This is a genomic window from Serratia proteamaculans (assembly GCF_004684015.1).
Lineage (GTDB): Bacteria > Pseudomonadota > Gammaproteobacteria > Enterobacterales > Enterobacteriaceae > Serratia > Serratia proteamaculans_F.
In genome coordinates this window covers 184486-205819 of record NZ_SRIA01000018.1, presented here as the reverse complement: position 1 = coordinate 205819, position 21334 = coordinate 184486, and the positions used below count along the sequence as shown (strand labels likewise).

The 21334-nt window shown below is 55.0% G+C and carries 18 protein-coding genes; 13 read left to right on the top strand and 5 right to left on the bottom strand.

All coding sequences use genetic code 11. The annotated features are described in order from the left end of the window. The first annotated feature begins 180 nt into the window (after nt 1–180). Nucleotides 181–1134, top strand: a complete 954-nt coding sequence (gene cbl, locus E5C26_RS14790) for an HTH-type transcriptional regulator Cbl (RefSeq protein ID WP_135316988.1) — start codon at nt 181–183, stop codon at nt 1132–1134. 50 nt (nt 1135–1184) lie between these two features. Here cbl and E5C26_RS14785 read toward each other — a convergent pair whose 3' ends face one another. Further along, nucleotides 1185–1385: a hypothetical protein gene (locus tag E5C26_RS14785; protein ID WP_135316987.1), complete on the bottom strand. Its 201-nt coding sequence runs from the start codon at nt 1383–1385 to the stop codon at nt 1185–1187. Between the two features lie 215 nt (nt 1386–1600). Here E5C26_RS14785 and E5C26_RS14780 point away from each other — a divergent pair, with 215 nt between their 5' ends. From E5C26_RS14780 to E5C26_RS14755, 6 genes are all read left to right on the top strand, one after another. Then, on the top strand, nt 1601–3169 hold the full coding sequence (locus tag E5C26_RS14780) for an ABC transporter substrate-binding protein (RefSeq protein ID WP_135316986.1): 1569 nt from the start codon (nt 1601–1603) through the stop codon (nt 3167–3169). Then, complete coding sequence (locus E5C26_RS14775; RefSeq protein ID WP_135316985.1) at nt 3169–4221, top strand: ABC transporter permease; 1053 nt, start codon at nt 3169–3171, stop codon at nt 4219–4221. Before E5C26_RS14780 ends, E5C26_RS14775 begins: the two co-directional genes overlap by 1 nt. Continuing rightward, nucleotides 4218–5087, top strand: coding sequence for an ABC transporter permease (locus E5C26_RS14770; RefSeq protein WP_135316984.1), 870 nt, complete (start codon nt 4218–4220; stop codon nt 5085–5087). Before E5C26_RS14775 ends, E5C26_RS14770 begins: the two co-directional genes overlap by 4 nt. After that, nucleotides 5077–5913, top strand: a complete 837-nt coding sequence (locus E5C26_RS14765) for an ABC transporter ATP-binding protein (RefSeq protein WP_135316983.1) — start codon at nt 5077–5079, stop codon at nt 5911–5913. Before E5C26_RS14770 ends, E5C26_RS14765 begins: the two co-directional genes overlap by 11 nt. Continuing rightward, nucleotides 5910–6581 carry an ABC transporter ATP-binding protein gene (locus tag E5C26_RS14760; protein WP_135316982.1) on the top strand — a complete coding sequence of 224 codons (672 nt, stop codon included), beginning with the start codon at nt 5910–5912 and terminating at the stop codon, nt 6579–6581. Before E5C26_RS14765 ends, E5C26_RS14760 begins: the two co-directional genes overlap by 4 nt. Before the next feature lie 134 nt (nt 6582–6715). Next, nucleotides 6716–8290, top strand: coding sequence for an ABC transporter substrate-binding protein (locus E5C26_RS14755; protein ID WP_135316981.1), 1575 nt, complete (start codon nt 6716–6718; stop codon nt 8288–8290). Nucleotides 8291–8361: 71 nt separating this feature from the next. On the opposite strand, the gene E5C26_RS14750 is transcribed toward E5C26_RS14755, so the two are convergent. Next, nucleotides 8362–8928, bottom strand: coding sequence for a YbhB/YbcL family Raf kinase inhibitor-like protein (locus tag E5C26_RS14750; RefSeq protein ID WP_135316980.1), 567 nt, complete (start codon nt 8926–8928; stop codon nt 8362–8364). A gap of 103 nt (nt 8929–9031) precedes the next feature. Next, nucleotides 9032–9733, bottom strand: a complete 702-nt coding sequence (locus E5C26_RS14745; protein WP_135316979.1) for a prepilin peptidase — start codon at nt 9731–9733, stop codon at nt 9032–9034. Between the two features lie 521 nt (nt 9734–10254). On the opposite strand from E5C26_RS14745, the gene E5C26_RS14740 reads away from it, so the two are divergent. Continuing rightward, the gene (locus E5C26_RS14740; protein WP_135316978.1) at nt 10255–11748 is read left to right on the top strand and encodes a YchO/YchP family invasin; all 1494 of its coding nucleotides are present in this window, start codon (nt 10255–10257) and stop codon (nt 11746–11748) included. Here E5C26_RS14740 and narL read toward each other — a convergent pair. Next, nucleotides 11745–12395 carry a two-component system response regulator NarL gene (gene narL, locus E5C26_RS14735; protein ID WP_135316977.1) on the bottom strand — a complete coding sequence of 217 codons (651 nt, stop codon included), beginning with the start codon at nt 12393–12395 and terminating at the stop codon, nt 11745–11747. The genes E5C26_RS14740 and narL overlap by 4 nt on opposite strands. A gap of 11 nt (nt 12396–12406) precedes the next feature. Next, nucleotides 12407–14191: a nitrate/nitrite two-component system sensor histidine kinase NarX gene (gene narX / locus E5C26_RS14730; RefSeq protein WP_135316976.1), complete on the bottom strand. Its 1785-nt coding sequence runs from the start codon at nt 14189–14191 to the stop codon at nt 12407–12409. A 362-nt stretch (nt 14192–14553) separates the two neighbouring features. Here narX and E5C26_RS14725 point away from each other — a divergent pair, with 362 nt between their 5' ends. The 5 genes from E5C26_RS14725 (at nt 14554) to E5C26_RS14705 (ending at nt 21310) form a co-directional block, all read left to right on the top strand. Beyond that, nucleotides 14554–15942, top strand: coding sequence for a NarK family nitrate/nitrite MFS transporter (locus E5C26_RS14725; protein WP_135316975.1), 1389 nt, complete (start codon nt 14554–14556; stop codon nt 15940–15942). Between the two features lie 769 nt (nt 15943–16711). Next, complete coding sequence (locus E5C26_RS14720) at nt 16712–17611, top strand: transcriptional regulator (protein ID WP_135316974.1); 900 nt, start codon at nt 16712–16714, stop codon at nt 17609–17611. 181 nt (nt 17612–17792) lie between these two features. Next, entirely contained in the window at nt 17793–18749 is a 957-nt protein-coding gene (locus E5C26_RS14715) for an NAD-dependent epimerase/dehydratase family protein (RefSeq protein ID WP_135316973.1), read from the top strand. Between the two features lie 208 nt (nt 18750–18957). Further along, complete coding sequence (gene wecA / locus E5C26_RS14710; protein WP_135316972.1) at nt 18958–20007, top strand: UDP-N-acetylglucosamine--undecaprenyl-phosphate N-acetylglucosaminephosphotransferase; 1050 nt, start codon at nt 18958–18960, stop codon at nt 20005–20007. Between the two features lie 178 nt (nt 20008–20185). Further along, entirely contained in the window at nt 20186–21310 is a 1125-nt protein-coding gene (locus E5C26_RS14705) for a polysaccharide export protein (RefSeq protein ID WP_135316971.1), read from the top strand. The last annotated feature ends 24 nt before the right edge of the window (nt 21311–21334 follow it).

Genomic DNA, 21334 nt, shown 5'->3' with positions numbered 1-21334 from the left:
GGTATTTATCTCTTTAATTTTAAAGAGGTTGGTTAATTTCAGGATAAGAAACGGTTAATTCATAGCGGTGAAAAATTCACTTAGCATGAAAATGCATAACTAAAGGTTATTTCTTATTTGTCCCCTCACGGCAGACTCCGTATCACTGTGTTAACAATAATTGTTCTACCGGGGGAGTGGATGAACTTTCAACAATTAAAAATTATTCGGGAATCGGCGCGCTGCAACTACAACCTGACCGAGGTGGCCAACACTTTATTTACCTCACAATCTGGGGTCAGTCGTCATATTCGGGAACTGGAAGAAGAGCTGGGCATCGAGATATTTATTCGCCGCGGCAAGCGTTTATTGGGCATGACCGAACCGGGTAAAGAGCTGCTGGTGGTGGCGGAGCGCATCCTGAATGATGCCAATAACATCCGCCGTCTGGCGGACGTCTTCAGCAGTAACGACTCCGGTCAGTTGCACATCGCCACGACCCATACCCAGGCGCGCTATAGCCTGCCGGGGGTGATTAAAGAGTTCCGGGCGCTGTATCCACGGGTGAGAGTGGTGTTGAATCAGGGCAGTCCTGAAGAGATCGTCGGCATGCTGGCTTCCGGTGAAGCCGATATCGGCATTGCCAGTGAGCGGCTGATGAGTGATGAGTCTCTGGCGGCGTTCCCGTATTACCGTTGGCATCACACCATTCTGGTGCCGGAGGGGCATGAACTGACTCGTCAGCCACAGGTGACGCTGGAAATGCTCAGCACCTTGCCGCTGATCACCTACCGACAGGGCATTACCGGCCGTTCACGGCTCGATAGTGCGTTCAAAGCCGCCGGATTGACGCCGGATATCGCCTTAAGCGCGCAGGATTCGGATGTGATCAAGACTTATGTCGAACTGGGGCTGGGTGTGGGAGTGTTGGCGGATATGTCTTACGAGAAGGAACGCGATCATGGGCTGGTCAGCCTTAACGCCGAGCATCTGTTCGAACCCAATACCGTTTGGTTAGGTTTGAAACGCAGTCAGTTACAACGTAACTATGCCTGGCGATTTATCCAGCTGTGTAACCCGACGCTATCGCTAACCGAAATCAAGGACAAAGTATTTTCCTCACAGCTCGATACGGTGATCGATTACCAGATTTAGTTCAGACGCCGGCGAAAACGCGCCGGGCATACGCCCGGCGATAGATAAAGTTAAAGCTGTTTTCTCAACAGTTTTCTCACCATACGGCGTTTGCTTTTTTGCACTGGGCCAATGACTTCCAAAATGGGGATCTCTTCAGGAGGCAGTGGATTCGCCATTTGCCAGCGAAGATGTTGCTGCAAAATTTCGATTGCGATTTCTTTTTGTTCTTGAATGGTTAGCGTTGGGTCGGTTAGATCCTTCTGTTTCATAGCCTCTTCCTTTTGAACATTATTTGTACACATCCTATCCTGTTGAGACTTCCTGTTCTGCGTCGCCACCCGCAAAACCCCGCCTGCTTAATAATCAAAATCGCAGCTATAGACATAAAAAGAATATCTATAGTTATTTAAGTACCTTCGTCTGCCGATGGCTCTCACATACACTCGCGAAATTACTATAAATTCCATCCGCTTGGAGAGTTTTGATGAAAGCGTTCGTTCCTTCTTTGGTATTTTTGGCCGTGGCGGCCAGTTTCAGCACGCAGGCAGCAACTCCAGCCAATACGCTGGTGATCGCCCAGTCGATTGATGACGTTGTCAGCTTTGATCCGGCCCAGGGTTTTGAATTAACCACGGTGCAGTCGTTCAACAGCCTGTACCAACGCCTGATCCAGTCCGATCCGCAAAACCCGATTGAGCTTAAACCGACGCTGGCCAGCGAATGGCAGGCGGGCAGCGATAACCGCAGCCTGACTTTTACCCTGCGCCCGGACGCCAAATTTGCCAGCGGCAATCCGCTGCGCCCGGAGGACGTGATCTTTTCGCTGTCGCGGGTGGTGAAGCTGAATCTGGAACCGTCGTTTATCCTCACGCAACTGGGCTGGAACGCTAAAAATGTTGACCAATACCTGAGTAAGGTGGATGACCAGCGGGTCAAAATCAGCTGGAGCGAAAATGTCAGCCCGGCGTTTGTGCTTAGCCTGCTTTCGGCCCCGGTGTCGTCCATTGTTGATGCCAAAGAAGCACTGACACATCAGCAGGGCGATGACTTGGGTCACCAGTGGCTGAACAGCCATTCCGCCGGTAGCGGCCCGTATAAAATTCGCACCTATGTGCCGCATGAAGTGGTGGTGCTTGACGCCAACCCAGGTTCGCCAGAGGGCGCCCCCACGCTGAAAACCATTCTGATCAAGAACGTGCCGGATCCGGCCGCTCGCCGCCTGCTGATTGAACAGGGCGATGCCGATATCGCGCGTAACCTCGGTGCAGACCAGATGGCGGCGCTGAAAGGTAAACCGGGCGTTAAGCCACTGGCGATCCCCTATGCCTCACTCTATTTCCTGCAGTTCAACGCCAAGGCTTCACCGGCGTTGGGTAACCCGGCATTCTGGGAGGCGGCGCGTTGGCTGTTCGACTATAAAGGCATTGCCGACGACCTGCTGAAAGGCCAGTTCCAGAACCATCAGGCGTTCCTGCCGGAGGGTTACCTGGGGGCGTTAAAGGATAAGCCTTACAGCTTTAATCCGACCAAGGCCAAAGAAATTCTGGCCAAGGCCGGTCTGAAAGACGTCAGTTTTAAGCTAGAGGTCAACAATCAGCCGCCGTATTTGGATATCGCGCAGGCATTGCAGGCCAGTTTCGCGCAGGGCGGGGTGAAGGTGAGCCTGGTGCCGGGCCTCAGCGCGCAGGTCTCCACCAAGGTCAAGTCCCTCAACTACGATGCGGTCCTGACCTCCTGGGGGCCGGACTATTTTGATCCGAATACCAACGCCGCCGCCTTCGCCTATAACCCGGAAGACGGCAGCAAAACGCTGGCCTGGCGCGCCAACTGGCAGATCCCTGCGTTGAACAAGCTGACGCTGGCGGCTACGGCGGAAAATGACACCGCCAAACGGGTGGCGGATTACCAACAGTTGCAGCAAGCCGTTCAGAAAAACTCGCCGTTTGTGATCGGTCTGCAGGCGCGCAGCCTGATCGCGGTGCGCGACAACCTGAAAGGCTATGAGCAGGGTATCAACCCAGACATGGTGTTCTACAGCAAGGTCAGCAAGTAATGATCAGCCGTACTTTTTCCGCCGGGTTCGTCCGGCACGGTTGGCGCTGGGGCCGCAGGCTGTTTACCGGCTTGCTGTCGTTGGCGCTGACGCTGCTTGGCCTGCTGCTGTTCACTTTTATGCTCTCGCACCTGGCGCCGATCGATCCTACGCTGCAGATTGCCGGCGATCACGCCAGCGAAGCCACCTATGCTCAGGTGCGCCACGATTTGGGGCTGGATCAGCCGTTGCCGGTGCAGTTCTGGCGTTATCTGGTGCATCTGGCGCACGGGGATATGGGCATCTCGCGCATTACCTCGCAACCGGTGCTGAGCGATTTGCTGCGTACCTTCCCGGCAACGGTAGAGCTGGCGACCTGCGCGATTATCCTCGGTGCCGTTGGCGGCATTACGCTGGCGTTTCTGGCGGTGATCAAACCGGGCGGCTGGCTGGATAACGTGGCGCGTCTGCTGTCGCTGATCGGCTATTCGGTGCCGATCTTCTGGCTCAGCCTGCTGGGGCTGCTGCTGTTTTATGCCACATTGCACTGGTCGGCAGGGCCGGGGCGACTGGATGATATCTATCTGTACAGCATGGAGCCGCACAGCGGGTTTATTCTGATCGACAGTTGGCTGTCCGGCGATCGCGAAATGTTCTACAACGCCATCAGCCACCTATGGCTGCCGGTGGTGGCGCTGGCGCTGCTGTCGATGGCGGGCATCACCCGTTTGTTGCGTGCCGCGATGCTGGAAGAGTGCAATAAAGAGTACGTTACCCTGGCGCGTTCCAAAGGGGCCAGCCGCGCACGCATTCTGGTGCGTCACGTGTTCCCCAACGTGTTGGGCACGCTAATTACCGTACTGTCGCTGTCCTACGCCAGCCTGCTGGAGGGCGCGGTATTGACCGAAACGGTATTTGCCTGGCCCGGTGTAGGGCGTTATCTGACCACCGCGCTGTTTGCCGCCGATACGCCGGCCATCCTTGGCGCCACCTTGCTGATTGGCACCTGTTTTGTGGTGCTTAATGCGCTGGCCGACGCGCTGACCTATTTAGTGGACCCGCGAACCCGATGAGCCAATACCTTTCTGAACATGAACCCCAGAGCGAACCGGCCACCGCTTACCGCCCACGCGGCCGGCTGACCACGCTGACAATTGGCGCAACGCTGGTGGCTATTTTAATCCTCACTGCGCTGCTGGCCCCCTGGCTGGCCCCTTTTGATCCCAATTTGCAGCACATAGAGCTGCGGCTGTTGCCGCCTTCTTCCGGCCATTGGCTGGGCACCGACGGCTTTGGCCGTGACCTGTTGTCGCGGGTGATTTACGGGGCCAGGCCAACGCTGATCCTGGTGTCATTGATCCTGCTGCTGACCATTCCGATTGGCCTGCTGGTGGGCATCAGCGCCGGTTATCTCGGTGGCTGGGTAGAGCGTATTCTGATGCGTATAACCGATATCTTTCTGTCGTTGCCCAGCCTGGTGATCGCCTTGGCGTTTGTTGCCGTGTTGGGGCCGGGGCTAATGAACGGCGCACTGGCCCTGGCGTTAACCAGTTGGCCTTCTTTCGCCCGACAGGCGCGGGCAGAGACCCTGGCGCTGCGCCGCAGTGATTATTTGGCAGCGGCGCGGATGCAGGGCATTGGTGGCTTGCGGCTGATGGCCGGGCACATTTTGCCGTTGTGCCTGCCGAGTGCGGTGGTGCGTGCGGCACTGAGTCTGGGCGGTATTATCCTGTCCGCCGCCGGTTTGGGTTTTCTCGGCATGGGGGTGGCACCGCCAACCGCCGAATGGGGCTCGATGGTGGCCGAGGGCAGCAAAGTGATTTTCGACCAATGGTGGGTCGCCGCGGTACCGGGTGGGGCAATATTGTTTGCCAGCCTGGCCTTTAACCTGCTGGGCGACGGCCTGCGCGATAAAATGGATCCTCGTCATGGGCATTGATACCCCTTTATTGACCGTTGAACGTCTGTCGGTGGCATTGCCGGCTTCGCCGCCGCTGGTCAAAGAAATTTCATTTTCCATGGGGCAGGAGCGACTGGCGCTGGTCGGCGAGTCCGGTTCCGGCAAATCCCTGACTGCGCGGGCCTTGATGGGGCTGCTGCCGTCACCCTTGCAGCTGCAGGCGCAGCGTTTAACCCTGGACGGGGACGATCTGACACGCCTGAACGAGCGCCAGTGGAACCGTCTGCGCGGTAATAAAGTGGCGATGGTGATGCAGGATCCCAAGCATGCGCTGAACCCGACCCAGCCGATTGGTCATCAGGTGGAAGAGCCGCTGTTGCTGCATACCCGTCTGAGCCGCGCCGAACGGCGGGAGAAGGTGCTGGACATGCTGGCGGCTGTTGGTTTGCCCGATCCCGCCGCGCTGCGTCAACGTTACCCACACCAGCTGTCTGGCGGCATGGGACAACGAGTGATGCTGGCGATTGCGTTGATTAACGATCCGCAATTGCTGATTGCTGATGAACCCACGTCCGCCCTGGATCACCAGATGCGCGATCAGGTATTGCAGTTGATCGAAAATCTGGTGGAACAACGCAATATGGGCCTGATTTTGATCAGCCACGATTTACAGCAAGTGGCGCACTACTGCGAGCGGGTGCTGGTGATGTACAAGGGTGAACTGCTTGATCAGTTGCCTGCCGATCGTTTGGCCTCGGCCACCCATCCTTATACCCGCACGCTGTGGTCGTGTCGGCCAAGTAAGGAAACCCATGGCAAATCCTTGCCGGTATTGGATCGTGCGCTGCTGGAGTCGCTGAAATGAGCCTGATTACTCTGGATAATCTCAGCGTCAGCCATCGGCAGGGCTATGACGTGCGTACCGTGGTGCATGAGGTCAACCTGCATATCGAATCGGGCGAGTGTTTTGGTTTGGTCGGCCCTTCCGGCTGCGGTAAATCGTCGCTGCTGTGGGTGTTGGCCGGACTGAATGAAAACTGGAGCGGCGGTTTCCAGTTGTTGGGGCGCGATCTGCAGCCGGGGCGTCCGTTCACCGGTACGCTGCGGCGTGAGGTACAGATGGTGTTTCAGGATCCTTATGCTTCGCTGCATCCCAAACACCGGTTGCTGCGTACCCTGGCGGAGCCGCTGAAATTGCTCAAAGAGAGTGGTATCGAACAGAAGATTAGCGCCGGTTTTCGTCAGGTAGGGTTGGATCCCCGGTTGCTTGATCGTTATCCGCACCAGCTTTCCGGCGGTCAACGTCAACGGGTGGCGATAGTGCGCGCACTGCTGTTAAAACCCAAACTGCTGTTGCTGGACGAGCCCACCTCGGCGCTGGATATGTCGGTGCAGGCGGAGATCCTCAATCTGCTCAACGAGCTGAAACAGACGGGTGACCTGACGATGATCCTGGTCAGTCACGACGCCGATGTGATTGACCACATGTGCGATCGCTCGGTGGCGATGGCGCACGGCCGTTTGGTGAGCTGAAAACTGCCCGCCGCTAACCCGGCGGGTATATTCATCTGCGTAATAAATAAAGCAATTTATAGTCGTTCTTCTGCTAAGCCGCTGCCCCTACACTCGAAAAATAACGCATCCGCGTGATCCTGGAGAGTGCATCAATGAAACGGTTAATCCCCACCTTATTGTTCAGCGCCCTGGCGGCGAGCTTTGGCGCGCAGGCGGCCACCCCGAAAGACACGCTGGTGGTAGTCAGTTCGCTGGAAGGCATCATCAGTCTGGATCCGGCGGAAAGCTTCGAAACCGTCAGCTCGGCCAACCTGGTCAATCTGTATCAACGGTTACTGACGCCGGATCGCAGCACGCCGGAAAAACTGGCCCCGGAACTGGCCAGTGGTTGGCAGGCGGGGACGGACGGTCGCAGCCTGATTTTTACTCTGAAGGCTAATCAGCGCTTTGCTTCCGGTAATCCGGTGCGGCCAGAGGATGTAATTTTCTCGCTGGTGCGGGCGGTAAAACTGAACAAGGCGCCGTCGTTCATTCTTGGCGAATTCGGCTGGACGCCGGAAAACGTCGAAAGCCAGTTAAAAAAGTTGGGCGATAACCAGCTGCAGTTAAGTTGGTCGGCCAATATTGGCAGCGGGCTGGCACTGCGGCTATTGACCGCGCCGGTGGCGTCGATAGTCGATGAAAAGCTGCTGAATGAGCACAGCAAACAGGGGGACTTCGGCAATGCCTGGCTGCGTTCCAATTCAGCCGGTGCAGGCCCTTATCGCGTCAGTAACTATGTGCCGCATGAGGCACTGTTGTTCAGTCGTAACGACTACGCCCAGCCGCAGGCGAAGTTGAAAACGGTGCTGCTGAAGAACGTTAGCGATGCCGGAACCCGGCGCCTGTTGCTGCTGAAAGGGGACGCCGACGTGGCTTACGATCTGGGTGCCGATCAGTTCAATTCGCTGCGTAAAGAGCCTGGGGTCAGGATAGAGCAGCAGGACTCATCCAAGGTCTATTATCTCGGTTTCAACACCGGCAGCAAGCAGACGCCGGCGTTGAGCAACCCGGCCCTGTGGCAGGCGGCGCGCTGGCTGGTGGATTATCAATCCATTGCCGACAACCTGTTGAAGGGGCAGTACCGCGTCCATCAGGCATTTCTGCCGCTGGGGCTGGATGGCGCGATCGACGACCAACCGTTCAAGCTCGACGTGGCCAGGGCCAAACAGATTTTGCATGACGCCGGGATCGCCGAGGGCACGCGCATTGACCTGATCGTCATCAATCAGCCACCGTACACCGATATTGCCCAGGCGCTCCAGGCCAGCTTTGCCAGGGCCAGTTTGCAACTGGATATCCACCCGGTGGTGGAAAGCGATCTGTGGGGCAAGATGCGCAGCCGTGATTTCCAGGCCATTTTCACCTACTGGGGGGCCGACTATCTGGATCCGAACACTAACGCCAGCGCCTTTGCCTATAACGTGCCAAACGGGCCGAAAACCCTGGCATGGCGTACCCAGTGGAACATCCCGGCGCTGAGTGCGGAAACCCGCGCAGCGGCGGCGGAAGGTGACGGGGCAAAACGCGCCGCCCACTACGCCAGCTTACAGCGCGAACTCCAAACCAGTTCACCTTACGTGGTGGCATTGCAGGGGCAAACGCTGGTGGCGCTGCGCGACAACGTTAAAGACGCCAAAGTGGATATCGCCAACAGCATGCTGTATCTGGATCGCGTGAGTAAGTAACCCACTCCCCAGATTACCTCAGCGCTGGGGGCTGTCTGACACACCGGCAGGCGTGCTGACCCTCTGAACGATTATTGGCCGAAGCGACCGATAATGCCCGCACCGCCCTTGGCGTGGCCCTGTAATTTCTCCAGTAACTGTTCGCGGGTGAGTCCCGGACCGAGCGCGTGGGGCGGCAGGTCGGTGGCGATCAACACAAAGGTATAGTGGTGCTGCCCAGAGCCAGCCGGTGGGCAGGGGCCATGATAAACTGCGGTGCCGGGCGAGTTTTTGCCACCGACAAAGCCCTTGCCCTGGGTGAGATCGCCCTCGGCGAAGCCGCTGGCGCTGGCTGGGATGCCATAGGCCACTAAATGGCTGACTCCCAGACCGGCCCGGCCCTCGGGATCGGACAGCAGCAGGGCGAAGCTTTTGGTGTCTGCCGGTGGGTTGGCCCAACTGAGCGGTGGCGAAACGTTGTCGCCGGTGCAACTGGCGTTGCCCGGTGTGGCACCGGCATATTTCTGTGCCAGCGTGCCACCATCCTGAAATGCCGGTGAACTGAGGGTAAAGGTGCCGGCGGCCTGTGCCGCGAACGAAAGCGAACCGGTAGCCAATGCCGCGCTGAGCGCGAGTGCAGATAAACCACGACCTGACATACAACCTCCTGTGTTTGATTAAATAAATCATAGTGGCGCAGAGGGATGCTCGCCATAACAGCTATATTAACAGCCAGCTATAACAGCGGAAAAAGGCTGGATGTCAGGGTGAAATTAGATGAAATAGCGTGATTTCTCCGCTGAAGGGTGAAATGCCAATATCGGCGGTCAACAGCAGAACCAGCCAGCCGGATAGCGCCAGATAAAGGCCAAAGGGCAGCGTATCCTGCCTGCCGGATTTGTGCAGTAAAACGGCCATTGCCGAAGCGCACAGTCCTGCAATCGCAGCACCGGTGACCAGCATCGGCAGCGCGGCCCAGCCGGTCCAGGCACCCAGCGCCGCCAACAGTTTAAAATCCCCCTGACCAATACCGTCCGTTTTCCGCCTGCGGCGATAGGCCGCATTGAGCAACCACAGCGAAAGATAACCGGCGCTGGCCCCGGTCACCGCCTCGGTCAGCGAAACAAAATAGCCTTGCTGATTGACCAACAGCCCGGCCCAAAGCAGCGGCTGCGTCAGACGATCCGGCAGCAGCCGGTACTGCCAGTCAATGAGTGCCAGCGCCAGCAATAGCGCCGCTACCGGCAGCAACAATAGCCGGTGCAGCAGGGGGATAGTGAAAGGCAGGGCCACCAGTCCGGCACCGACGGCAATCAATATCACTGTGCGTGCCTTAAGTAGCGAAGGCTGTGTCAAGCCTGGCGACAGGGAGTCAATCAGCCGGGTGGCGAGGGTGGCAGGCAGCAACATGGCCGGGACAAACAGCCCGCGAAACCAGAAATCGATCTGGGGATTATCGAACATAAAAACGTCCCTGCTGGCGTGAAATTAGCGTTCAACATAGCGGCAAAATGGCTTTCACGCAGAGCGAATGACTTATCGATTATCGGTATTGCGCAGGGGTCCGCAAGATGTTGTTAAATGCCGGGTGAAATACACTGAAATTGCGGATTACTACGCATAATCAATAGATTAATCTCTTGGTGAATTTTAATGTGCGTTTTTTTTCGGCAAAATCAGCGATGAAATAAAGTGAATTTTTGTTTCCACCCGAAAGAGCTTTAGCGTTGCCCTGGCCGCCACGTCTCTGGCTGAAGTCATTGGGTTTAATGTTACGTTGTCACTCTGCCGAATGAGGTTTATCCGATTGTTTCTGATGAGAAACCCATTAGACTTTAGGGTTCGTGATGCAGTTTGGCGGACAGTTGCCTGTAAGGGTGAAAATGTCAGACTGTGCAAAGCTTGGGTATTCTGCCTTCTGGAGTGATGGCAGCAAGAAAAGGTCTATTTGCCAACCCTCTGGATCAAGGGGCGGCGACGGTGTAATGACAGACGTTATTCATAAAGCGCGTTACCGATTGAAAAAAGTTGTGCCTTTTGCCGCGGGTTATTTACCGGTTATGGGGTTGGCGTGGTTGTGTGGCGCGTTGCCCGCCTATGCCGAATCGCCCCCCGCACCGGACTCTGTGGCTCATCAACCGGCCAATGACTTGCCGGAATTGGGCGGCAGTGCGTCGAGTGACGCAGAGCGCGAAAAAGAGTGGGCTACCATGGCCAAACAGCTGGGTGAACGTAACCTGAATAACGTTTCGAGCCAACAGGTGCGCACCCGCGCCGAGAGCTATGCCGTGGGGCAAGCCAGCAGCGTGTTACAACAGCAGGCCCAGGAGCTGCTTTCACCACTGGGTAACGCCAAACTGTCACTGGTGATGTCCGACCAGGGGGATTTTTCCGGCAGTAGCGGCCAGCTGTTCAGCCCGCTGTATGATGTTAACGGCTTGCTGACCTACAGTCAGATCGGCCTGCTGCAGCAAACAGACGGTTCGCTGGGCAACTTTGGCCTCGGCCAGCGTTGGGTCGCCGGCGATTGGTTGCTGGGGTATAACACGGTGCTCGACAGCGATTTTGCGCGTCAGCATAACCGCGCCAGCCTGGGGGCCGAAGCCTGGGGCGATTATCTGCGCTTTTCCGCCAACTATTACTATCCGCTGTCGGCGCTGGCGCAACAGAAGGATAACGCCCAGTTCCTCAGCCGTCCGGCGAGCGGGTATGACATCACCACTCAGGGTTATCTGCCGTTTTACCGCCAGATTGGCGGCTCGCTCAGCTATGAACAGTACTGGGGTGAGAACGTCGATCTGTTTGGCAGCGGCAAAAAGCAAAATGACCCGCGTGCCATGCAACTGGGGGTGAATTACACCCCGGTGCCGCTGGTGACGGTGAAAGCGTTACACAAGATGGGGGAAGGCGGGGTGAGTCAGGATCAGGTCGAACTGGCGCTCAGCTATCGTTTGGGCGTGCCACTGGTCAAGCAGATATCACCGGAATATGTCGCTCAGGCCAAGTCGTTGCGTGGCAGCCGTTATGACAACATCGAACGGAAAAATGTGCCGGTGATGGCGTTTAAGCAGCGCAAAACGCTGCAAGTGTTCCTGGCTACGCCGCCTTGGCGCCTGCAACCGGGGGAAACCCTGCCGCTGGTGCTGGAAATCAAAACCAGCAACAAAATTACCCGCGTCAGCTGGCAGGGCGATACGCAAGTCCTGAGTCTGACACCCTCACACAACAGCAATGATCCGCACGGCTGGAGCCTGATTGTGCCGCAATGGGATGTCTCGCCGGATGCTACTAATCGTTACCAATTGTCGGTGACGCTGGAAGACGATAAACAGCAGTTGGTGACCTCTAACTGGATCCAGCTGCAGGTGACGCCGCCGCTGACGGCCTCTTCAGACGCTGATCACGGGCTGCCACCGGCTAAAATACTGCAACCACCGACTATTCCGGCGGAAACCGGACCATTGAACGGTGGTAATTAACCGTTTTTTCCCTGCAGCACCCAGACGGCGGCTTCAACGCGTGATTTCAGCTTCATTTTTTTCAACAGGTGTTTGACGTGCACCTTGACGGTGCTTTCGGTGATGGTCAGCTTACGGGCGATCATCTTGTTCGGCAGACCCTGGGCGATCAGCTTGAGAATGTCGCGCTCACGTGGCGTCAACTGCTGGATATCGCGTTCGGCGCTGGGGCGGTTCTCACGCAGGCTGGCCGCCAGGATCGGTGTCAATGCCTCGCTTAACACCATCTGACCCGCTGCGGCCTGATGCAGCGCCTTAAGCAGTTCCTCTGGCTCCATATCCTTCAGCAGATAACCGTCGGCACCGTGTTTTAACGCGCTGACTACGTCATCTTCGTGATTCGACACGCTAAACACCACGATGCGCCCAGAGAGCGCGGTCATGCGCAGGCGATCCAGCGTTTCCAGACCATTGATGCCCGGCATGTTCAGATCAAGCAGGATCAGATCCGGATCATGCTCTTCGGCGAGCGTGACACCCTGCTCACCATTGCCGGCTTCAGCGATCACCTGCAGGCGTGAGTCCATGGCAATGAGCTGTTTTACGCCATTGCGCAGCATCGGGTGGTCATCAATCAGTAAAATAGTGGCGGCAGTTTCGGTGGTCATGGTTTCTCCCATTAGTCGATGGCGTGGTTGTCCGGTTTAAAGACCACCCGGACCTCAGTGCCGCCGCCGCTGCGGGGTAAAATCTCGCAGTGGCCGTGCAGGCTTTTGGCGCGATCGCGCATGATGATCAGGCCGTAGTGATCGGGGCGATCGGTATCTTCCGGCAATCCGCGGCCGTTATCGCAGACGCTCAGGGTGACTTCGCCCCGTTGATTGACCACCTGAATACTCACCTGGCTGGCCTGGGCATGTTTGTTGATGTTGCTTAACGCCTCGCGGGCAATCTGCAACAGGTGGATCGCCTGATAAGCGGGCACCGTACGTGGCGTTAACTGATAGTCGAGGTGGATAGAAATGCCGAGTCGTTGGTTAAATTCCTGCACCGTCGACTGCAAGGCGGCCAGCAGTCCCGGCTCCGTCAGCCGCAGGCGGAAGGTGGTCAAGAGTTCACGCAGCTGGCGGTAGGCGATGTTTAACTCTTCGCGCATCTGTTGTACCAGCGCCAGGTTGGCGGGTGAAAGTTCGGCCCCCTGCATTTGCAGGCAGCTGGTTTGCATCTTCAGGCACGACAATGACTGGGCGATGGAGTCATGCAGTTCACGGGCTATCGCTGCGCGCTCTTCCATCAGCATCAACTGCTGTTGATGGTCCACCTGGCGTTCAATTGCCAGTACGCTGGTCAACTGTTCGACCAGGGTACTCATCAATTGTCGATGCTCGTCATTCAGCGGGCACTGTGGGGCATGTTGCGCGACAATCACCCCATAATCGCCCAGCTTGTCACTCAGGCTCCAGCTCAGCGAAGGATGATCGGCTTGCTGCTGATCGTCTTCGCTCAGGCAGGCGCTGCACACCGGGTTATTGCAATATTCCGGCCGCAGCGGCTGGTTGCCGCACAGTTGTACAAACTGTTCCTGACTGTTGTTTTCGTACAGACGAACCTGGATGGCGCGCAGTGGCGTCAGGGTTTGCAACTGATTGAGGATCGGCGTCAGGCGGCTGCACAAGGGCTCATTGGCATGCAATTGGCGGCTGGCGCGATACAAAAAGCTCAGCACCTGATTCTTTTGCTGCAGATCGGCGGTTTTTTCTGCCACCCGTTGCTCCAGCCCGCTGTACATGGTGGCCAGTTCGTCGGACATGGTGTTTAACGCGCCGCCGAGTGAGGCCATTTCATCCTGATGGCCACGCTGGGCAAAACGGCGGCTGAAATCGCCGCGGCCTGCTGACAGCGCCATTGCCACCAGTTGGCGCCACGGATGCAGCAGACGACGGCGCAGGTAACAGATGGTCCCCACCAGCAGCAGCAGCGTCAGCGCGATGAACACCGCCTGTACCAGCGTCACCGTCAGCAGCCGACGTTCGGTATGGTGGTCGATATCCGAGACCAGCGTATCGAGCAGGGAAACGAAATGCACCACCTGCGGGGTTGCATCCGCCGGTTGCCGCGCCGCCCGTAACTGTGGCAACAGGGTTTTTTGCCAGTAATTATTCAGCGCCTGAAACTGTTCGCTCAGTTGCTCTTGCGTCACCGAACGCTGAAGATCGGGGCTGTTGGCATCCTGATCCAGCTCGTGGATCAGTGCTTCGCTGTGAGCATTCAACGGCACCTGAGCCAGCAGGCGGTAACTTTGCATCCGCAGCGAACCGGCTTTGTTGATCGCATGCGCGTTGCCCTGAATGCTTTGTGACATCCAGGCGGAAATACTCATACCGGCCACGCCCAGTACCCCCAGCAGCAACATCAGGACGGCCACCTGGTTCACGATGGAAAGCGGTGCTAACAGGCGTTTCATAGGTTTTGGATCCCCGACGGCAGAGCAAGATACGGCTGGTAACCAGAGGACAAGCGCAGGTGGTATCAGCGGGTGTGGTAACGATTCAGCGTTATTTTTCATCATACCCGGCGATAACCCCATACCTCTAACGAAGTACCCACTAGTTTCCCGTCTGCCTTGCCTGCCGCTGCCAGCGGCGTTGAGTAATAGGCAATGGATTGATTTTCATGATTTTAAATCTATGCGGAGAGTTACTCATAAAGGGATGGCGGGGCTTCTCGGACGGTTGGCTACCTGCATCCGGGTTGATTTACATCAACTTTGCCGCAGGGGGCGCCGCCTAGGGTGGGCGAAGTTATCATCCTGTGTCTGAGGTTTTTATGTCGCAATCTGCAACGTCATTATCAAAACAAACAGGCGCGGTTATTCAGGACTGGCAACCTGAGGATGCCGCATTCTGGCAACAACGCGGCCAACGCATTGCCAACCGCAACCTGTGGATTTCCATTCCCTGCCTGCTATTGGCTTTCTGCGTCTGGATGCTGTTTAGCGCGGTCGCGGTCAATTTAAATAAGGTAGGTTTTAATTTCACCACCGATCAGCTGTTTATGCTCACCGCATTACCTTCCGTTTCCGGTGCTATCCTGCGCGTGCCTTATTCCTTCGTGATCCCGATGTTCGGCGGCCGTCGCTGGACGGCGATCAGCACCTGCCTGCTGCTGATACCCTGCCTGTGGCTGGGGTTTGCGGTGCAGGACGCTACCACGCCCTATAGCGTGTTTGTGATTATCTCTTTGCTGTGTGGTTTTGCCGGGGCCAACTTTGCCTCCAGCATGGCCAATATCAGCTTCTTCTTTCCAAAGGCCAGACAGGGCGGCGCACTGGGCCTGAATGGCGGCCTGGGCAACCTGGGGGTCAGCGTGATGCAGTTGGTGGCTCCACTGGCCATCTCTGTTGCTATCTTTGGCGCCTTTGGGGGAACCGGTCAGGTACAGGCTGATGGCAGTTCACTGTGGCTGGAGAACGCCGCCTGGATTTGGGTGCCCTTCCTGCTGGTCGGTACGCTGGCGGCCTGGTTCGGTATGAACGATCTGGCGGCTTCCAAAGCGTCGCTGCGTCAGCAACTGCCGGTACTCAAACGCGGTCACCTTTGGGTGTTGAGCCTGCTGTATCTCGCCACCTTTGGTTCCTTTATCGGTTTTTCCGCCGGTTTTGCCATGTTGTCCAAAACCCAGTTCCCGGACGTGGTGATTTTGCATTATGCCTTCTTTGGTCCGTTCCTCGGCGCTCTGGCACGGCCGGTGGGTGGGGCGCTGTCCGATCGCTTCGGCGGCATTCGCGTCACGCTGATTAACTTTGTGCTGATGGCCGTATTTGCTGCCTTGTTGTTCCTGACTTTACCGGGGGCAGGGCATACCGGCTCGTTTATCGCATTTTATAGCGTCTTTATGCTGCTGTTCCTCACGGCTGGATTGGGCAGTGGCTCTACCTTCCAGATGATTGCCGTGATCTTCCGTAAAATTACCGTAGATCGGGTCAAGGCCAGCGGCGGCAGTGACGAAAGTGCTCAACGCGAAGCGGTTACCGATTCCGCGGCAGCCCTGGGCTTCATCTCGGCGATCGGGGCCGCAGGCGGATTCTTTATTCCGAAAGCCTTCGGCACTTCCCTGGCGTTGACCGGCTCACCGGCGGGGGCGATGAAAATCTTCCTGGTGTTCTACGTGGTCTGTGTGCTGGTCACCTGGGTCGTCTACGGCCGTAAAAAATAGTTCACATATCCCCAGTTCCTCCCCGGCAGGGGAGGAGCTATTTCCCGGCTTTACTCTGTGAAGTTTTACTCCCTCAGTGAAATTCCTGTCGCTTTAGGTAATATTCTTATTACCGCTCGCCATTTTTCCCTTTGTTTATAAGCGTCTCTCTCAAACTGTGATTTCCTGCTTTCCCTAGGCGAATTATTTCTGTTGGTTATTTTTCATTTTTCAGTCGAATTTTTTACGAAAATAAAGCACTGTGTATGACGCGCTGCCTGGTAATAAATTTTGGTTTTTCCGTTTTTCGAGAATTATCCCATCAAGTTAACAAGGGGCCTTTGTATTTGGTGCTATATTTTAACCTGGTGTTCTGCGAAGGATTAAATCAGATAACTCTCATTCTGTTTTGACAGGCTTTTTGTAGGCTATCTGGCAATCGGATTAGGTGGAAAAACAGGTGATATCCTTCACTGACTGGATGAAATTTCACAATTTCACTTAACTAACAATTTTATAACATTCTTGTATTTTTCATTTGAAAACAGATTGTTATATGTATTTTATTGCCGGTAAACATGATAAGAAACCATGTTTCCAACAGGGAAATAAAGACATTCAAAGAATCATAACCTTCATTTAAGGAGGTATGTAAAAAATGAAATCAGTAAATTTTTATAAAAATAAATATCTGATGAATGCAACCTGTTGAGTTTACATTTAATTTCTTGAACATTTTTTCATATTTCTATACAAAGTGTGCAGGACAGGCACGCTAAGGAAATTAAAAGTGAATCTTGATAAAAGAATAAAGATTAGGAATCTAGATGTTCTGACACCGTCCAGGGAAAAATTTCGCCTACGTTGGAAGGAGTATCAGATACTTTCCCTTCTTGTCGCCAGATCCCCAGAACTGGTTAGCCGTACAGAAATTATAGAAAACATTTGGAAAGGAACTTACTGTTCGGATTCAACGATAAATCAAACAATTAAATCTATTCGTCAAAAAATAGGTGATGCGGAGCATACACTTATCAGAACTATTCCACGCCTGGGTTATAAGGTGGAAAACAAGGCTGTTTTTCACTTTATTTCTGAAGAGGATGAATACGTCGCCGATGAATTATGGAATATCGAAAGTGATGTTAATAAAGATATTCAAGCGGAACTTTCTGAAAGTAACAATAAAGATGATGAAATCCTTACTGAGGAAATAGAACAGCCGGAGGAGGCTATTGCTCAGGTTTCTTCGTCTGCCACGCCCGCACCGCTTAAAAATACGACAATAAGAAACAAGATTCCGGTTTCAGCAGGTTTTTTCTCAGTTCCAGCCATCAGAGTAGTGAAATACCTGTCGGTATTCGTGTCACTGCTGGTTATTTCACATTTCTCATATGTACTGGGGAACCAAACTCGCCCGCCAATTATCAATGATATTCAAAACAATACCCGCGTGGTACTCACTCTGACGCTGAACAACCCTCGAGCCAACGGTCCGCAAAGCTTGCTTTGTTTGTATCAGGGGGAAAGCCTGGAGCAGGCGACCATTGAGTGTGTCGACCCCAAACAGGGGAAGTTTAAACAGCCGGTGAAATACGAAACTTCGGACGCACAGGGTATGGGTAAGATTAATCTTATATTGCCGAACAAAACCATGGAATATCAAGTTGCTTACGATGTTAAAAATTAGCACCAGATGATATTTCACCTTTATCGATAATTTTACATTCGGCTAATATTTTTATTTCATTATTTGTTATTTGAAAGCCCGGTCTGTTTTGTCCAGTCTGGTTTCCATGTTCTAACGCCAATTAGCGTCCTGCCTCATGGTGCGGTAGGGAATAATGGAAAACCGGATTGAGTGACAAATTATGGATAAGCGTAAAGTAGCGATCATCGGGGGTTCCGGCTTTATCGGGACGCGTTTGGTTAAACGTCTGAGTGCGCGTGACGACCTGGTGTTGACCATCGTGGATAAAAAGCCGAGTGAGCATTTTCCTGAGCTCTATCAGTTTGGCGATGTCACCCAGCCAGAAACACTGCGGCAGGCGCTGGCCGGTTGTGACGCCGTGATTAATCTTGCGGCCGAGCATCAGGATAATGTCGATCCTGTCTCACTGTACTATCAGGTTAACGTTGACGGTGCGCGCAATGTTTGCATGACAGCCTCGGCGTTGAATATCAAACAAATCATCTTTACCTCCTCGGTGGCGGTTTACGGCTTCGTGACTCAGGAAACCGGCGAGGAAGGGCTTTTCGAACCCTTTAACCATTACGGCAAATCCAAGCTGGAGGCCGAGTATGTTTACGAAGCCTGGCGCAAAGCGGATGGCAGCAACAAATTAACCATCATCCGCCCAACGGTGGTGTTTGGTGAAAATAATCGCGGCAACGTCTATAACCTGTTCCGGCAAATCGCCAGCGGCCGCTTTGTAATGATCGGCAGTGGCAATAATATGAAGTCCATGGCTTATGTGGAAAATATTGCCGCCAGACTGGAGCATGCGTTGGATCAGCAGGCAACCTATCAGGTCAGTAATTATGTTGATAAGCCTGACTTCACCATGAATCAACTGGTCGACGTTATTTCTTCTTCATTAGGAAAAAGTAATAAGACTATTCGCATTCCCTATTTATTTGGTCTCTGTGGCGCAACGGCATTGGATGTGGTGAGCAAAATAAGTCACCGTAAATTCCCAATTAGCCGAGTGCGGGTGCAAAAATTCTGCGCCAGAACGCAATTTAAAAGCAATGTGCAAAATGATTTCGTGGCGCCGGTCGATCTTAATTTGGCGATCGAAAAAACGATTAAGTACGAATTTTCCTAGAGATACCTTTATTCAACGCTAAGGGTTTTTATTCTTTTCTGCTGACTGTAGGGGGCGCATAAATTCGCTCCTACGAATGTGGAAATTAAATGTAGTGGGATCGTATGCAATACGGGCGCGGCGTGCGGCGCCCCTACAAATGTTTCGTTAATAGCGCATTGGGAGCTGTAACTCAAGGGCGGTAGCGTGCTTATTCGCTGGAGGAACCATGTTATATCAACTGAGTGTGATATTTATTTTGGCGCTGATGCTGGTAGTTATTGCCCGCCGCGCTGCACTGGCGGTGGGGTTAGTGGATAAACCCAATGCCCGCAAACGCCATCAGGGGCATGTACCGCTGGTCGGTGGCATCGCTATCTACCTGATCATGACGCTGGTGACTTTCTGGCAACCGGACTGGTTGCCGCACAGCACCACCTATTTGTTGTGCGTCACCGCATTAGTGATGCTGGGGGTGCTTGATGACCGTTTTGATCTGCCGGTGGCGCCGCGCGTCATTGTGCAGGGAGGGATTGCGCTGGCGATGATGCTGGCGGCAGGGATGCAACTCTCTTCGTTTGGGTTCCTGTGGGGCCACCAGGAGGTGTTGCTGGGTTATGCGGCTTTGCTGGTAACGCCCCTGGCGGTATGGGGAGCGATCAACGCTTATAACATGGTTGACGGTATCGACGGTCAGCTTGGCGCGCTGTCCTGTGTCACCTTTATGGCGTTGGCCATTTTGTTCGGGCTGGCCGGGCATGAGGCTCAGGCCTTGTGGTGCCTGAGCCTGATAGTGGCCCTGGCGGCCTACCTGCTGTTCAACCTCAGCGTGTTCGGTGCGCGTAACAAGATATTCATGGGTGATGCCGGCAGCATGGTGATTGGTTTCAGCGTGCTGTGGTTGCTGATTGTCGCCACCCAGGGTGAGGACGCGGTAATACGACCGGTGACCGCACTGTGGTTAATCGCCATCCCGCTGATGGACATGGTGACCGTGATGGTACGCCGTTTGATACGTCGCCAGAGCCCGTTCAAGGCCGGACGCGATCACCTGCATCATATTCTGATGCGCCGTGGCCTCAATGCACGCCAGGCGCTGGCGATGAGCTGCATGTTGGCGGTCACACTGGCCTGTGTCGGCATCTGCAGTGAAGTGCTGCAGACACCGGACCACCTGATGCTGTTGGCCTTTGTATTTTGTTTCTTCGGTTATTTTGCCCTGTTGCATGAACCGCGCCAGGCAAGAATCTTTACCGATAATCCTACCGCCGATCGTTAATCCCCAACGGGCTTCTGACAAAGCCTGTTATTAGGGAGAGCGTGCCGAAGGGGTCGTAGCAGCTTTAGCTGCCGGAGCGCCCCTCGGTGCGCTAGGCCCGGGTATCTCAGTTTTTAAAGACAACTTTGTCATTCATCTGACGGGCTGCAAAGGCGGCCCGTTTTCTCCGAGTACAGCTATGAACCTTCACTTGATGCCTTTGGTGCTGTCTTGCGCCTTGCTTAGCGGTTGCACCGCATTTCCAGGGTCCCACCTGCCGACACAGGGCAAAGAAAAGGTGACTCAGCAGGACGAAGACTTCGATTTGAACAAGCAGGTCCAGGTGTATCGCGTTACGCCGCTGCTATTGCAAAAAATGCGCCGGGTAGAACCGGTAGCGCGGCCAAATCTGGCGCTGGATCAGCGTCTGCAAAGCTATCAGTACCGTATCGGTATCGGCGATGTGCTTAACGTTACCGTCTGGGACCACCCGGAACTGACCACCCCGGCGGGGCAATACCGCAGCGCCAGCGACACCGGCAACTGGGTGCATGCCGACGGGGCGATCTTCTACCCCTACATCGGCCGGGTGAAGGTAGCAGGTAAAACCGTCAGCGAAGTGCGCAGTCAGATCGCCGGACGCCTGGCGACCTATGTGGAAAGTCCACAGGTCGACGTCAGCATTGCCGCCTTCCGCTCGCAGAAAGTCTATGTGACCGGCGAAGTGAAAACCTCCGGGCAGCAGGCGGTGACCAACGTGCCGCTGACCATTCTTGATGCAATCAATGCCGCCGGTGGGCTGACCGATAACGCCGACTGGCGCAATGTGGTGCTGACGCATCAGGGCAAAGAGCAGCCGATTTCCCTGCAGGCACTGATGCAGCGCGGCGATATCAGCCAGAACCATCTGCTGGAGCCGGGCGATATTTTGTATGTGCCGCGCAACGACGAATTGAAAGTCTTTGTGATGGGCGAGGTCGGTAAGCAGTCGACGCTGAAAATGGATCGCAGTGGCATGACGCTGACCGAGGCGTTGGGCAGCTCCGAAGGGATCAGTCAAACGGTGGCCGATGCCACTGGCGTGTTCGTGATCCGCCCGAATGGCGGCAAACAGCCACAGCGGCTGGCGTCGCTGTACCAGTTTGATCTGTCTGATGCCTCCGCGCTGGCGATGGGCACCGAATTCCAGTTGGAACCTTACGACGTGGTGTACGTCACTGCGGCGCCGATCGCGCGCTGGAACCGTTTGATCAGCCAGTTGGCACCGACCATTTCCAGCTTTAACGACCTTAGCGAGGCCACGTTGCGGGTCCGTAATTGGTAAACCCGTAACGGTGACTTAAGGAAT